Annotated in this window: 11 protein-coding genes and 2 pseudogenes; 5 read left to right on the top strand and 8 right to left on the bottom strand. The window is 37.2% G+C overall.

Going from position 1 to position 14,861, the window contains the following annotated elements; all coding sequences use genetic code 11:
- Window positions 1-23: 23 nt before the first annotated feature.
- A complete protein-coding gene (locus RBL01_RS01480) occupies window positions 24-206 on the bottom strand; it encodes a hypothetical protein (RefSeq protein ID WP_002294711.1) in 183 nt (60 codons plus the stop codon).
- On the opposite strand from RBL01_RS01480, the gene RBL01_RS01475 reads away from it, so the two are divergent.
- Window positions 181-1,620, top strand: a complete 1,440-nt coding sequence (locus RBL01_RS01475) for a helix-turn-helix domain-containing protein (protein ID WP_002319507.1) — start codon at window positions 181-183, stop codon at window positions 1,618-1,620. The two genes, RBL01_RS01480 and RBL01_RS01475, sit on opposite strands and share 26 nt — an antisense overlap.
- A gap of 6 nt (window positions 1,621-1,626) precedes the next feature.
- Here RBL01_RS01475 and RBL01_RS01470 read toward each other — a convergent pair.
- The 4 genes and pseudogenes from RBL01_RS01470 to tdc form a co-directional block, all read right to left on the bottom strand.
- A pseudogene (locus RBL01_RS01470) lies at window positions 1,627-4,179 on the bottom strand (HAD-IC family P-type ATPase).
- Window positions 4,180-4,292: 113 nt separating this feature from the next.
- A pseudogene (locus RBL01_RS01465) lies at window positions 4,293-5,624 on the bottom strand (amino acid permease).
- Complete coding sequence (locus tag RBL01_RS01460) at window positions 5,590-7,068, bottom strand: amino acid permease (RefSeq protein ID WP_002319503.1); 1,479 nt, start codon at window positions 7,066-7,068, stop codon at window positions 5,590-5,592. The pseudogene RBL01_RS01465 and the gene RBL01_RS01460 overlap by 35 nt, the downstream one beginning before the upstream one ends.
- A gap of 304 nt (window positions 7,069-7,372) precedes the next feature.
- Window positions 7,373-9,208 carry a tyrosine decarboxylase gene (gene tdc, locus RBL01_RS01455; protein WP_307780866.1) on the bottom strand — a complete coding sequence of 612 codons (1,836 nt, stop codon included), beginning with the start codon at window positions 9,206-9,208 and terminating at the stop codon, window positions 7,373-7,375.
- 469 nt (window positions 9,209-9,677) lie between these two features.
- On the opposite strand from tdc, the gene RBL01_RS01450 reads away from it, so the two are divergent.
- Window positions 9,678-11,105 carry a helix-turn-helix domain-containing protein gene (locus RBL01_RS01450; RefSeq protein ID WP_038809123.1) on the top strand — a complete coding sequence of 476 codons (1,428 nt, stop codon included), beginning with the start codon at window positions 9,678-9,680 and terminating at the stop codon, window positions 11,103-11,105.
- 91 nt (window positions 11,106-11,196) lie between these two features.
- Here RBL01_RS01450 and RBL01_RS01445 read toward each other — a convergent pair whose 3' ends face one another.
- The 3 genes from RBL01_RS01445 to RBL01_RS01435 form a co-directional block, all read right to left on the bottom strand.
- Window positions 11,197-11,562 carry a DUF1622 domain-containing protein gene (locus RBL01_RS01445; protein ID WP_002307868.1) on the bottom strand — a complete coding sequence of 122 codons (366 nt, stop codon included), beginning with the start codon at window positions 11,560-11,562 and terminating at the stop codon, window positions 11,197-11,199.
- On the bottom strand, window positions 11,559-11,924 hold the full coding sequence (locus RBL01_RS01440) for a DUF1622 domain-containing protein (protein WP_002287567.1): 366 nt from the start codon (window positions 11,922-11,924) through the stop codon (window positions 11,559-11,561). The genes RBL01_RS01445 and RBL01_RS01440 overlap by 4 nt, the downstream gene beginning before the upstream one ends.
- Before the next feature lie 191 nt (window positions 11,925-12,115).
- Window positions 12,116-12,364 carry a hypothetical protein gene (locus tag RBL01_RS01435; protein ID WP_025477869.1) on the bottom strand — a complete coding sequence of 83 codons (249 nt, stop codon included), beginning with the start codon at window positions 12,362-12,364 and terminating at the stop codon, window positions 12,116-12,118.
- Between RBL01_RS01435 and RBL01_RS01430 the strand changes: the two genes are divergently transcribed.
- The 3 genes from RBL01_RS01430 to RBL01_RS01420 all read left to right on the top strand — a co-directional run bounded on the left by RBL01_RS01430 (window position 12,363) and on the right by RBL01_RS01420 (window position 14,515).
- Window positions 12,363-12,491, top strand: a complete 129-nt coding sequence (locus tag RBL01_RS01430; protein WP_002287569.1) for a hypothetical protein — start codon at window positions 12,363-12,365, stop codon at window positions 12,489-12,491. The genes RBL01_RS01435 and RBL01_RS01430 overlap by 2 nt on opposite strands.
- A 56-nt stretch (window positions 12,492-12,547) precedes the next feature.
- On the top strand, window positions 12,548-14,242 hold the full coding sequence (locus tag RBL01_RS01425; protein ID WP_002319499.1) for an oleate hydratase: 1,695 nt from the start codon (window positions 12,548-12,550) through the stop codon (window positions 14,240-14,242).
- Window positions 14,243-14,341: 99 nt separating this feature from the next.
- Complete coding sequence (locus RBL01_RS01420) at window positions 14,342-14,515, top strand: hypothetical protein (protein ID WP_002319498.1); 174 nt, start codon at window positions 14,342-14,344, stop codon at window positions 14,513-14,515.
- Window positions 14,516-14,861 lie beyond the last annotated feature (346 nt).

Raw genomic sequence — 14,861 nt, 5'->3', positions numbered from 1 at the left:
AATGTTGATTATTGTTTGCCCACCTATTTTTTGATTTTAGTGGTATCATTTTTCAAGTTCATGATGAAATTCTTATCATCAGTAAATGCTCCAGAAAAATAAACAATGATTGAAAAATCAGTTGAAACTTGACCACCGTTTATTTTCTCCGTATTCTTAGAATAGAAGGGAGTCTGATTGATGTATTCACTAATGAAAAAAATCATTACCGAAAAAGATATTCGACGTCATGTTTCTTTAGTAGAACAATTGCTGAATCATACAAAGATAACCGTAAATGAATTAGCTGAAATCATAGGGACAACCGAACGAACGATTTATTCTGACCTTCAATCTATTCGCTCTCAACTGCCTGAAGGCTGGGACATCATTAGCGATCAAGCAGGGATTAGTTTGCAAAACCAGCAAAATTTATTAGCAAATGACCTTTGGGAGATTTTTTTCAAACAATCAGTCAGTGTCGAACTATTGAAAAGTCTGCTTTTTACAAAAAAAGTTGCTGTCCCTGATTTTCTAGCCGACCATGGGCTTTCTTATGGGACATTGAAAAGACATGTGACTAAAATCAATCAGCGTTTAGCAAGTTACGACTTGCAGATCGATTTGACGAAATATACCGCTTCTATTCTTGGGAAAGAGCGTGCGATTCGCACTTTCTATCATCGACTGCTGATTCCTTTTACTCATAACAACTATTTTTTCGAAGATTATTCGATTCATGAATCCCATTATTTTCAATTTTTAAAAACAATAAATCGAACGGAGCTAGCGGTTGAAACAGAAGAGATTTTTGGAACATGTTGGTTCTTTATCAATACGATCCGTATAAAAGCGAATTGCCGATTAGATTCTTCTATCCATATCAACAGTACACTCTCCTCCCTGTATGACTCTGCATTGAAAAAATTGTATTTAACGGAAGGTATTTATCTCAAAGACACTGAGCTTTCTTTTGCTTCTTTCTGCTTTCTGGAAAGTTGGAATTACAACAATAACTATGGACAAGAAACCGCTTGCTGCCTGCATCATTCTCCATTTTTCGAACGCCTCGAAACGTTTGTAGAGGAACTAGCTTCAGAGCTGTCTCTTGATCAACTAAAAAAAACATCTCTAACTGATAACTTGGCTCTTCTCGTATTAAAATATCATGAATCGCCGATATTGATTGAAGCATTGGACCGTCAATACCATTGTTTTTTAGAAACATATGATCAGCAATATGCACATTTGTCTCAACAGAAAGAGAATTTACTGAACGATCTAAAAAAAGAAATGGAAATCAATGAACCGAATTTCTTCCTTCAACTCTTATCTTTACTGATCCAACAAACGATTTTTTCTATCAAACCGAATTTGTTCAATGTCTATTTTATTTTCCAAGGAGAACCTTCATGGAAGGCATTCTTGCAGCAGGAATTAAAAGATTACCTGGGAAAACGTGTCTGCTTCTTACCTATCGAACTAACCGATCTTTCCACTATTTCTTTCGAAAAAACAGATATCTTGATTTCCAATTTCCCGCTGGATTCTCTAGATATCCCTATCGTATACATTTCTTCTATTCCTACGAAAAATGAGCTCAATCGTTTGACTGAACTCACTTTCAAAACTTTTTTATAGTAACGGCTAGCGACTGTATTCTCTAGCTGTTTTTTCTTTTTTGCGAAACAGTTTATTCATGATCCCTTTTTCTATTTCTACAACTAAGAATAGAAGAATCACATTTGCTCCAATCAATAACTGTTGTGTCATCGTTAAACTTACTGTACCGATCAGCTGCTGGCCGACTGGTAGAAAAATAACCATCCCTTGCAATAAAGCAAGGATACCTAATGAAAGAAAAAGCGCTTTGTTTTGCAAAAGACCCTGGTTCAATGACGGCTTGGACAACTCTCTGCAATTGATCATGTAAACAGCTTGAGCTAAGACGATATTTTGTAGAAGAATGGTTTGCTGTAAGCTTTGCCCTTCAAACTGCATAGCCAATAAATAGGCAGGAACCATGATCAGTAGGGAGACATAGATGATCCGAAACAAATGATAACCAGATAGGATTCCTTGCTTTGGATCTCTTGGTGGGCGCTTCATGATTTCTGGATCTGGCGACTCGAACCCTAGTGCATAAGATAAAGTGATTGTCGTTACCATATTGACCCATAAAATCTGTACTGGGAACAAAGGTAGCGGGCGATTCAGCATAAGCGCCCAAATCAAGATCAATCCTTGAGCTAATGCAGTTGGCAAGAAGAAATTGATGGTTTTTTGCAAATTATCCAAAATCCGCCGGCCCTCTTTTACGGCTTTTGCAATCGTATGGAAATTATCATCTCCTAAAACCATATCAGCTGCCTGTTTGCTTACTTCACTACCTTTGATTCCCATAGCAATTCCTACATCGGATCTTTTCAAAGCAGGTGCATCATTTACGCCGTCTCCGGTCATTCCAACGATTTATCCATTTTTCTGCAAAGCTTTAACAATTCGCAGTTTATGTTCTGGCGTCGTTCGAGCAAAGACATCGACTATTGGCACTTGCTGAATCAACTCTTCATCAGACATAAGATCCAAATCGATCCCTTCTAAAACTTTGGCAGTATGTTTTAAGCCAATTTGTTCCCCAATCGCTTTTGCTGTGTCTTTGTGATCCCCTGTAATCATTTTCACTGAGATCCCTGCTTGTTGACATTCCTTTACAGCTTTGACTGCACTTTCTTTTGGCGGATCGATCAATCCGGCGATCCCTGCAAAAGTTAATTGGGTTAAAGTCTCATGCGTGAGTTCCTGTTTCGAATCTACTTTTTTATAAGCAAATCCTAAAACACGCTGACCTTTTCTCGCAAATTCTGCAGCTGTCTGACTCCATGCTTCTTGTTCTGCAGAAGAAAGAGTTGATTTAGCAAATAATACTTCTGATGCACCTTTGACGTAAATCACCGCTCCTTTTTCCTCCGCATGCATCGTTGCCATATATTTGTATTCAGAACTGAACGGAATCTTTGCTTCTATTTTTTTCAAAGGCAGTTTGGCTGTTTCTGTGTGTCGAATCAGCGCAACTTCTGTCGGATTACCACTTAAATTTTCTGTTTTCTGTTCTTCTTTTGTTTTTAATTCCTGACAGTTTTTCATAATGGACAACACGCAGGCTTCTTCTTTTGCAGCTACATCCACAACTGTCATTTCATTTTTTGTCAATGTTCCTGTCTTATCTGAACAGATCACTGTCATAGAACCTAATGTTTCTACCGAAGGAAGTCCTTTGATGATCGCCTTTTCTTTTGCCATTTCATGTACTCCAACGGATAGGATCATGGTCAAAACAGCTGGCAATCCTTCGGGTACCATTGACACCACCAAAGCAATCATAGCCGAAAGAAGGATATGCCAATCCATACCATATCGAAATGTCGTAAAAATAACTAAGAATAGGCTCAAACAAAGAATGCCTTGAAAAATTTGTTTGTTTAATCGGTTGATTTTCTTAATCAGAGGCGTCGTTTGTTGTTCGACCGATTGCAATGCTTGATTGATTTTACCGATTTCTGTCGTGTTTCCTGTTTCTACAACGACACCGACTGCAGAACCAGATTGTACAAGCGTTCCTGAAAAAGCCATATTTTTCTGGTCGCCGATCGATTCTTCTTCTGTCAAAACGGCATGACTTTTTTCAGATGCTTCTGATTCTCCCGTCAAAATCGATTCTTCCACTAATAAATCATGTGCTTCGATTAATCGGATATCTGCTGGAACGACATCTCCGGCACGTAAGACAATGACATCTCCTTTTACCAGTTCTTTCGCAGGGATTTTTTCTTGCATCCCGTTTGATAGTACTATCGCTTCTTGTCCCATCAGCTGCTTCAAACCATTCAATGATTCTTCCGCTTTTCTTTCTTGCCAGTAACTAACGAGTCCATTGACGATCACTACGAATAAAATAATACTTCCTTCAATATATTCACTAGAAGCAAATTTCAAAAAAGAGGCAATGATCAACACGATCATTAGCAGATCAGTAAAGTGCTTTGCTATTTTTTTCCATCGTTTTGTCTGCTGCCTTGCTTTTATTTCATTATATCCTTGATCAGTTAGGCGTTTCTGTCGTTCTTCTTGCGACAAGCCTTCTGTTGATGTTTGATAGTTTTTCAATACATCTTCTACCGTCAATCTGTACCAGTTCATCCTATCCCCTCCTGTTTAATTGATACTGTTATTATACGCAGGGAAGTTTTTTCAGGCGTATCGATTATTTCAGGGGGGGCTGAAATAATTCGTTTTGCAGAATGTATCTGGGCCTAACTGATATTTCTATTGCTTATTCTTTTATATACAAAATTTAAGAATACAAACCAGATAACCAATAAAAAAGGAATAAAGCGTGTCGTGCTTTCGAATAACAAGCTGAAAGCAATTGAAGTAAAAAACACCAACAAAGCAAGATCTTTATATCTTTGTGTAGTGTTCCGTTTCTTTTCTTTAATAAATTGAACATGTGCACACAAGATCGAAGACCACACAAATAGAAAACAACTCGTTGTCATGCCTGCCAAAAGCTGAAAAAACAATCGACTATCAGCTACAAAAAAATGTAGACAAAGACCGGCAAAAAATAACATTCCTGTAATTAAAATACCGTGTAAAGGTACGCCTTTCTTAGAAAGCGCACAAAACCAATGGGGCAAACTTTTCTCTTTTGCTGTTTGATATAAAATCCTGCTAGTACTGTAGACTGCACTATTTGCTGAGGACAAAGAAGCAACCAAAATCATTAGATTGACAATTGCTGCTCCGCCTTGGCAATGGATCATTTGCAGCATAGTCACTAAAGGACTTTCTTTTAAATCTAAACAATGCTATGGAACAACAAATAAAATCGACAAAATCGTTCCTATATAGAAAAAGAGAATACGCCAAGGCAGACAGTTGATTGCTTTTTTCAAATTCTTTTGCGGATCACTTGTCTCGCCAACGGTTAAGCCGATCATTTCAATTCCAGCAAAACTGAATAAAACCATAGGAAATGAGACTACCATTCCAGCAAAGCCAAACGGTAGTAATTCATCGATCTGTCCAAAATTTTCTTTGATTCCGATAGACTGGGTATGAAAATCTGAGACACTCAATCCTATACCCAATAAGATAAAAAGGAAAATCCCCAAGATCTTGATGATTGAGAAAAAAGATTCCAATTCACCAAACCACTTGACTGCAACAAGGTTGACTGCCATTAAGATCATTAGTGCGCTACCTCCGCTTATCAAAGCTGGTACATGTACAAACCAGAAATGGATATACAATCCTATTGCTGCTAATTCCGCAAGTCCAGCTCCAAGCCAGCAAAGCCAATAAGTCCAATTGACAAAAAATGCCCACTTTTTGCCTAAATAATAGTCAACGAAATCACTGATAGAGTTAAATGTACTATTTGCTAAAAATAAATCACCCATGGCCCGCATCAAACTATAAATAGCCAAACCGCATATCAAATAAACGAGAATAACAGCTGGCCCTGCTGATGCAATTGCCTTTGCTGAACCTAAAAATAATCCTGTTCCAATTGCGCCACCTAATGCGATTAACTGGATATTTCGATTAGTTAGAGTCCGTTTCATTGCCGGTTTTTCCATCAAGTTCACCTTTTTCTTTTTCAAGCAGCATGGCGACTTCCTGTTCCCAAGAAGGTTTCTTTATTTTTTCAATACAGAGTGGTACTACAAACAAAATGACACTGATGGCTGTGACTGCAATTAGATTGATCCATGTTCCAGCTTTCATCGTCAGTCCGACAGAAAATCCGATTGCCGCAAATAAAACAATAACGACAGTCCAAACTCCAAGATTGCTCTTTTTCTCTTTTTTTCCAATTCTAAATGGTCGATTCAACTTTGCATGTGTATAACGCAATCTCAAAACTGCGATCCCCATGATGACATAGACGATACAGTAGATAACAGTAGTTGAATTTACGAGCATCAAAAATGCTTGATTGACGCCAGGAATCAGCAAATAAAAAAGTGCAAAGATTGAGATAATGACAGACTGAGTCAAAATAACGGATTTGGATACGTCAAATTGATTCGTCTTCCAAAAATTGAATTTTGGTGGATACGCACCTTTTCTAGCACTTTCTGTCACTGTCTTTGCTGGTCCTGAGGCCCAAGCAGATAATTGGACTGCTACACCAATGAAGACAAGTAAACTAAACAGATTCACAATAAGATGTGGCAAACCAAGAATTTGGCAATAAATCGAAATAGATTGCGCGATATTATTCAATTCCATTTGTCCTTTTGGTACGACATTTGCTACAACTAAAGCATTCAAAATATTGACGAAAAATATAAAAATTAACGCGGCAAATACTCCGCGAATATACGTTTTAACTGGATTTTTCAATCGAGTGATATACACAGAGGACATTTCGATACCAGTAAAAATAAACATGATCGGCGCAAAATAAACAAATGAGGATGCAGTCGTAGTATCTGGTATTAATTTGTCCCATGAAAAACTGCCTAATGTTCCGGTTGGTACGATCCCAACTTTGATCCACGCAGCAAACCCTAATAAGAGCATCATCGTCAAAGGCACGTACAATCCTAACCAAACACCGACTTTTCCGCCGATTTTTGCCATATCAAATTTCAAATTCAAAAAAGTGATGATCCAATAAACGACTAAAATAACAACTAATGTAAATTTGCTGTTCAAACCAAGCGGCACATTATCGATAATATTACCAAACAACGGAGCAAGTGCTGAAGCGACCATCACCATCCCAGGAAACATTTGGACCCATAACAGCCATGAGACAACGAACCCCCATTTTTTTCCTAGAGCATTCGATACCCAAAGTTCTGGACCACCTTTTTTGGGAAACATTCCGGCAAATTCACCAGAGATCAATGAGATTGGAAAAGCGTACAATAATACTGCAACCAGCATGTAAAAAATCATCGTCCAGCTCGTTGCTGCTACATCTGGAATATTTCGTACACTTGCTACAAGGGCGCAGGTCATTCCGATAAAGGTCATGGTCGTGATTTGCTTTGATGAACCAGTATCTTTCATCTTTATTCCTTCTTTCAATAGCGACATATGTTTTTGTTTTCTTTTATTTTTGTTCAAGAACAGAAATGACAAGGTTTCATCGATTCAGTACAAAACCCAGTATCACCGAAACATCCATTGAACGATCTTAGTGAACTGGGTTTGATACATGAAACGAACGATCCAACTTATAGAACGTTTTATAAAAAAGAATATCTTGGCGAGGAATATATGAAAAACAGGGGGAAATACAATTGTTTTGATGAAGCAAATAATTGTCTGTTCTCCATATGTCTCTTGCTATTCTTTCACACAAAAATCAGTTCTATTGGATGATTTCGTTTAGTTTCTTTTCCATTGCTTTGGCGATTTCTTTTGTATAAAAATTGAAAATTCGATCATCATTCAAATAAGGAGTCATGATAGCCGCACGTAGCAGAGTGATTTTCTGTTCTTTTTTCCATTCTTCTTTCGTTAGACCCATTCTTTCAACAAAACGAATCGGAGAATCACCGTAATCTTCTTGTGTAAATGTAGTATGAGAAGTAATAAACCGTTCACCATAAACATCGCCATCCATACAAGAAGACCGATCGAACATTTTTTCATTTAATTCATTGATAGCGTTCAAATCTGTACAGCCTTGTTCTTTGAATACCCAATTGACCATATTAAAATCAGGATGATTCAATGGATAGACTTCGATTGTTTTTCCTTTAACAGTAAAAGTCAGATGATCGAGAAATTCTCTGAATCTTTGAGCTGCCTCGATTGAAGCCCCAATCAATTGACCGTATCCGGTCACATTCAATGGCAATACACGATGTGCTGTCCAGACTGCGGCGGCGGTTGCTCCAGCTTTTGATCCTTCCAAAATATAAGCTCCTAACATATCTGGAGCCTTTACTGATTTTTCAAACACATATGGCGCGAAATAAGAAATGATATTTCTCATATTTTTATGTTTGATTACGATTCCTCCAGCAGCATAAGGGACATAGCCCATCTTATGAGGATCTATCGTGACAGAATCCGCTTCTGAAATAGCTCTGAACCCTTCATATACCTCTTTGTCAATCGTTACGCAGTGGTGGAAAACATGATGTTCTTCAAAGAATTCAGCTAAGGAAGCATACGGCACAAATTCTCCTGCTTCGTTTAGAAACAGTGAACGCGCATAGCCGCCATATGCGGCATCAACATGTAAATAGAAATAGATACCTTCATCTTTTAACCTTTCTCTTAATTGGACGATTTTATCTACACTGTCTACTTGACCTTCTTCTGTCGTTCCTACGACAGCAACCACACCTAGAATTGGGATTTTTTGTTCAGCTAATTCACGAATTGTTTTTTCCAGAGCATTAATATCCATTCGATAATCCTCTTGAACTGGGATAGCAACCATCTGATCTAAGCCGACTCCGCAAATATCTAACGCCTTCATCCAAGAATAGTGTTTTGTTTGAGGGACCAGCCATTTCCCTAATCTTTGGATATTTTTTCCGCTACGGGAAGAAGCTGCTTTGACCTCATCCATTTCTTCGTCCGTAAAGCTTTCGGTCATTTCCAAAATTTCTTCAACAGATAAATTCAAAAGTTCCCACTCAGACATTTTTTTCACTTTTTCAGGCAGCACTTCCTTGACAGCTAAAGGAATCGATTTGATGCAGCGGGCGTACCATAATCCTTCAAGATTAGCAATAGAACCATCTGCTGCAATGTGTCCCCATCCGTCTGTCATATTGAATAATGAAGCAAAATCCTGTCCTACTTCTGCTTCCATTTGCGAAGTTGCCATAGAAGATTCCAATGCAACATTATTTGGGTTCCACAGCATCGCATAGTTGTAAGCTAATAAAGCAGGCATCAATGTTTCAGCATTCATTTGTCCCCAGTAACGGCCTGCTGAATGCCATGGGATCGATCCTGCGCGTAATCGCTGACTGACTTCATCCAAGACCTCTATCATATGGTCGCGGGTGGCTAGATAATCTGGAGTGAGCTTATCTCCTTCGCTAATTGCAGGCATATCTGAAGGAATATAATTTTCTCTCCATCCAAGATGTTCATCTACCATCTTGTTCAACAACATTTTATAAACTGGTCCATTTTCAGCTTTGTCGCCTATAAAGATGGCCTTGATATCCATATCTTTCATTTTTCTTCCCTCCATATTTTGTTGGTCAATGTCTCGCAGATACATGTGTTTATCTGTAACACCTCTTCACCATAGCGCCAAAAATGAGAAATTTTTTTTATAACATCAAATCCACGTAGATTTTTACAAACAAAAATAAATAAAGTCGGATTTTCCTGATAATTAAACGCAAAAAAACGAACAATTTTTCAATAAATCAGTGTTCTAAAATAGATAACCTAAAAAAAGCGAACAAACAAATAAAATGACTGTCCTTCATTCACTAAACATATTTTTATTTTTTTATATTGTTAAAAATTCACAATTTATTTTTTAATAGAATTATCTGTTTTCCAAATTTTATAACATAAAAAACCTTTTTTTAACGGCATTTATATGCTTTTTCAGAAATTAACTGATGATTTCAAAAAGAAAACATGTCATAATATTTCCCGTATTGTGCAAAAAAATACAAGGCGGAGGCTCTACTATGATTGAAGAATATATTGAGAAAAATATTTTAAGACAGCTGTTTTTATGTGGGCAATTCTATGTAAATAAAGAAGTCAATCTAGAAAAGCTCTCCAATCTCCTGCATGTTTGCAAAACCACTTTGCTCAATGATATCAATAACATAAAAAAAGAATTTGAAGAACAGATCGCTTATACACATCGGGAAAAGGACCGTTACACTTTATATTTTTCAGAACATATACCTCGATGCAAGATCATGCAGCAAGTGTCTCAAAATTCGTTGTTTTTAAAAACTTGTCTGCTTTATTTGGAAGAAGATGAACCTGATTATCTTCAATTAACTGAATGTGAATTCATCTCTGTCAGCAAAGCTTATTCATTAAAAAAACAAGTATTAGCTTATTTTAATGACTGCGGGATCGAAATCGACCGCTACTCCCCTCGACTCACTGAAATGGAAAGACGTCTGCTGCTTCTTAATGTGTCGTATCGTTTAGGCGGTTTTAATTCTTGGGAGCTACCTGAATCGTTTTTTGAACGTACCGATCGTTTCATTGAATCCGTAACGGAAAATAGTGGCAGATTTTATGATAAAGAAAATAAAGAAATCTTATCGATTGGTTTTGCTATCAGTTTCCTACGCCAGCAAGTGTGTGCTGTGACAATAGATTCAAAATTTATCGAAGAAATCAAAAAACGTCCTATTTACAATTATGTCGAATCAGCATGGGAAAACACTGATTTCCAAACCTATTATAAAAAAGAAGAATTCGCCTTTATTTTGACACTATTCAATCTTTGTAATTATGGTTTCCATTCTTATCAGTTGATTGCGGAAGACTTTCAACAGCTACACCAAGTGTTTATTGACAATACTCCCGAAATAAAAGAACTAGTTGCTACCTTTGAATCTCACTTCAATCAAGAATTATTCGGAAACCAACCGTTCGAACGTGCGCTGATTCATCTGATGCGTTCGGCTTGGGATAACTATCAATTATTCATGCCAGAAAAATTTTATCTTTTAAATGAGGAACAGACAAATTTATATAAAGAAGTCCAGACAATTTTTTCCAGCTGGTCCAGCCAGTTACCTTATGATCTACGGTTGAATCCTAATTGCATGCGAGCTTTTGTGATCGAATTGAGCGGAATTCTCCGTCTGACAAAAGAACATCTGACTATCTATATCGTCACAAATTGGGATGTTCATTATCTGATTTATCGGGAAGCCTTGAAAGCTGTAACTACTTTCGATTTTCAAGTTGCACCAACAATTTATTCAAGTATATCTGATATAAAGAAGTATGCGCAGCAGTCCTCAAACCGGGTATTATGTGAACGTACATTATATACACCAGATGCGGTCCAATATGAAAATATTATTCCTATTTCGATCAATACGATCGATCGAGCTATCATTTCAGCTGTGCAAAACAAATAAGGGGCTGTGACAAAAATCATGTCACAGCCTCTTATTTGTTGAAGATGCCCATTTCTGTAACAATCTCTTGATACACGTCAGGCTCACAACCTCACTTATTTTGGACATCTACGGGTCCGATCTCTTTATTTAAAAAATAAGAAATGATGGTTCGGATAACTACCAACGCCGCTAGTTGGAAAATATCCTGCAAGGTAGGTTTGATAATCGATTCGATGATCCCAGCTGAAACAAGAATTTCCAAACTTAGAAGTATATAGCCTCCCAACATCTTTTTAATAGCATTGTTCTCGCTGACTCGGTCGTTTTGCACTTTTGTATGGACAAATAAATATTTCAAAAAATCCTTGATTGATAGACAAACACCCCAAACCAATAAACAGATAGCAAAGATATCAAGTCCCAGTACAAGTTTTTCAAAATATGGAAGAAGAAACTGCATCAACTCTGTCGTCATCCTACCTCTCCTCTTCTTTGTTTTTCTTTGTCTTCTATTTCCTGATTCAAGAAATAAGAAATGACTGTTCGAATGATAATAATAAGTGCAAGCTTCAAAATATCTGTCCAAGTCGGCTTGATAACTGACTCGATGATATCAGCAACGACTAGTACTTCCAAGCTTAACAAAATATAACTTGCTAGCAGTTTTCTTGTATCTGCATTACGAGTATTACGTTCTGCATAGTTTTTCTTGACATGAGACCAATCAAAAAGTTTGAATAGAACAAGAACGATCCCGACAATTAAGATACCGATAGAACAAATATTTAAAATAGCAATGATCCATTCTAGAAATTCAATTAAATTTGAGCGAAACATATACGCTACCTACTTTCTTTTAATTTGTTCCTATTCTTTTATTGTAAAAGAAAGTTACCTTGTTCGTCTATTTAAAAGTTGTTCTAATGATAACGGTTCGCTTAAATTTTTCTTTTTCACTCTCCCATTTTTCTCCCCCCATCCATAAATCGTGGAAGTATCCAAAACAACGTAGCAAGTTAAAATAAGGCTTAGTCCGTCATCAGCTTTTCAAAGAAGCACTGTCTCGGTGCTTTTTTTGTACCCAAACTTCTAAAAATAGAACCATACACCTCCTCAAATCTTTTCTTCTTACCTACCCTATTTTTATTTACAGGAAAATCAGACACTTCTTCTTTTTTGTCAAAATTTCCTTTTTCTTCTCGTCCTATCATTTGGCATTCTAATAAAAACGAACTATCCTTGGATATAGAAAGAGAAAACAAGGAGGCGTTTTTCATGAGTAAAAAATTAATCAAAGTCGGCATCGGTTTAGGTTTGCTTGCCCTTGGCGCTGCATATCTAGGAAAAAAGACAGGACTATTCGAAGATGACAGTCATTTATATGATGAATTCGAATCAATCTAGCATCCTATTTCGTTGAATCACTACGGACATACTTGGAAGACATTGGAGGAATCACAATGAGAAAAAGTAAATCAATAATGATTGGTGCCGGTATTGCCAATATGGCAGCGGCTGTTTATTTGATTCAAGAAGGCAAATGGAAAGGGGATCAGATCACCTTTTATTCATTGGATGATCACGGTTCAAATGATGGTGCACCGACCGACACTGTAGTGGATGAATATTGGAATAAAAACCATCCATTAGAAAACCAAAAAGGCTATATTGCTCGAGGCGGTCGCATGCTTAATTACCGTACCTATGTAGATTTGATGGATCTGTTAAGTCGAATACCTTCTGTTACTGAGCCAGGGATGACTGCTGAAGAAGATACGAGAGATTTTGATGCAAAACACCGAACCTTTGACAAAGCACGTTTGATGGAAGGTGGCAAAGGAATCATTGATGGCGGAAAACTGGGATTCAATAATAAAGACCGTATTCTTCTGACTAAACTGATTGCTATGCCTGATTCAGAAGAAGAAAAACTAGACAATATCACTATCGAAGAATATTTCAAAGATGATCCACACTTTTTTGAAACAAACTTCTGGTTTATGTGGGAAACAACATTTGCTTTCAGAACACGTAGTTCTGCTCAAGAATTGCGTCGCTATATGCATCAAATGATTTATGAATTCACTCAAATCGAACATCTAGTGGGCGTCAATCGAACACGTTACAATCAATACGAAAGTATTATGCTTCCTTTGATCGAGTACTTGAAAGAACAAGGATGCAAAATCATTTTGAACCGCCGTGTCACTGACTGGGAATTCAAAGAAACACCGATGCAAGATGAAATCACTGTGACTGGTTTGAAAATGACCAATACACTGACTCAAGAAGAAGAACACGTTGTGGTCGATGAAGATACAGCAGTTATTTTCACTAATGGGTCCATTACAGATTCAGCTACTTTAGGAGATTACGAAACACCAGCTGTAGAAAATATGGATTATGGTGCAGCTTCTAGTCTCTGGAAAAAAGCCAGTGAACGTTTCTACAACTTGGGAAATCCTGACAAATTCTTTGCTGATCGAGATGCAAGCGAATGGGTCAGCTTTACCCTGACGACGAAAAACCATTTGTTGTTGAATGAAATCACCCGTATCACGACTCAAGAACCAGGAAATGCCTTGAATTCATTTATTTCAACCACACCGATCACGCCGTTAGGCCAAAAAGATGTCAATATGTCTATCGTCGTGCATCATCAACCGCATTTTACGTCTCAGAAATCAAATGAAACAGTTATTTGGGGTTATTTCCTTTATCCAAGACGACGTGGCGAATTTGTGGATAAACAGTATATTAAAATGAATGGAAAAGAAATGCTAGAAGAACTGATCGGACAACTTTCAAAAGTAGATCCTGGACCAGTGAATATTCGTGAAAAAGAAACAGAAATTTTCGACAGCGTGATAAATAATATCCCTGTCTATATGCCTTATGCTTCCGCGTTGTTCAATAATCGTGCCAAAAGCGATCGGCCAAAAGTCATTCCTAAACATTCGACCAATCTGGCCTTTACAGGAGAATTTGTCGAGCAGCCTTATCAGATGATATTTACTGAACAAAGTGCTGTACGTTCTGGAGAAATCGCTGCTTTCCATTTTGCGGGTATCCCTATGTCCCGTCTTGTCAAAACACCGCGTTACGACAAAGATATTCCTACTCTAGCTCGTGCCGCAAAAAAAATGTTTGAATAACCAAGAGGTTGTGAAAAAGCTGCCCTGCATCAAGTAATAAGAACACCCAAGCTAAAACAGCTTCTTATGTTTTTGACTTGGTTGGACTTATTACCGCAGATGCAAGCTTTTGAACACCGTTTACCAAGAGGTTATGAAAAAGCTGCCCTGCATCAAGTAATAAGAGTAGCCAAGCTAAAACAGCTTCTTATGTTTTTGACTTGGTTAGACTTATTACCGCAGATGCAAGCTTTTGAACACCGTTTACCAAGAAGTTATGAAAAAGGCGTTTAGTTTCGAGTATGAAGAAAAATTTTGTGAAAATGGTTCCTCACGTTTTTGCTTAAATTTGACTTAATACCGAGAAACTGATCCCTTCTGTCATAACCTCTTTTTATTTATGTCTGTTTCTTTTTGAAAACAACCATTTTTTCAACGTTTACTCTCTTGCCAATCCAACATCATCTAACGGATACAACTATTTCAATGATTACCATTACACTAAAAAATCGGAAACACACCTCTCCGAACACAAATACATAAGACTATAGAATGTTTCATTTAAGAAAAAAAGCGTTTCATTATCAAAAAGGTAAGATCTCCTTTAAAATGAAATTATCTGTAGTACTAATAATGCAGA

This window comes from Enterococcus sp. SB12, from assembly GCF_030910025.2.
Taxonomy (GTDB): Bacteria; Bacillota; Bacilli; order Lactobacillales; family Enterococcaceae; genus Enterococcus_B; species Enterococcus_B faecium.
The sequence above is the reverse complement of the archived record's forward strand: the minus strand, read 5'-3'. Positions and strand labels throughout refer to the sequence as shown.

Excerpts from the sequence above, each read along its gene's own strand:
- RBL01_RS01475 (WP_002319507.1), top strand. The coding sequence starts at position 181 with ATGTATTCACTAATGAAAAAAATCATTACCGAAAAAGATATTCGACGT.
- tdc (WP_307780866.1), bottom strand. The coding sequence starts at position 9,208 with ATGAAAGATATGGATATCAAGGCCATCTTTATAGGCGACAAAGCTGAA.
- RBL01_RS01480 (WP_002294711.1), bottom strand. The coding sequence starts at position 206 with ATGATTTTTTTCATTAGTGAATACATCAATCAGACTCCCTTCTATTCT.
- RBL01_RS01420 (WP_002319498.1), top strand. The coding sequence starts at position 14,342 with ATGCAAGCTTTTGAACACCGTTTACCAAGAGGTTATGAAAAAGCTGCC.
- RBL01_RS01430 (WP_002287569.1), top strand. The coding sequence starts at position 12,363 with ATGAGTAAAAAATTAATCAAAGTCGGCATCGGTTTAGGTTTGCTTGCC.
- RBL01_RS01425 (WP_002319499.1), top strand. The coding sequence starts at position 12,548 with ATGAGAAAAAGTAAATCAATAATGATTGGTGCCGGTATTGCCAATATG.
- RBL01_RS01435 (WP_025477869.1), bottom strand. The coding sequence starts at position 12,364 with ATGAAAAACGCCTCCTTGTTTTCTCTTTCTATATCCAAGGATAGTTCG.
- RBL01_RS01445 (WP_002307868.1), bottom strand. The coding sequence starts at position 11,562 with ATGACGACAGAGTTGATGCAGTTTCTTCTTCCATATTTTGAAAAACTT.
- RBL01_RS01460 (WP_002319503.1), bottom strand. The coding sequence starts at position 7,068 with ATGAAAGATACTGGTTCATCAAAGCAAATCACGACCATGACCTTTATC.
- RBL01_RS01440 (WP_002287567.1), bottom strand. The coding sequence starts at position 11,924 with ATGTTTCGCTCAAATTTAATTGAATTTCTAGAATGGATCATTGCTATT.
- RBL01_RS01450 (WP_038809123.1), top strand. The coding sequence starts at position 9,678 with ATGATTGAAGAATATATTGAGAAAAATATTTTAAGACAGCTGTTTTTA.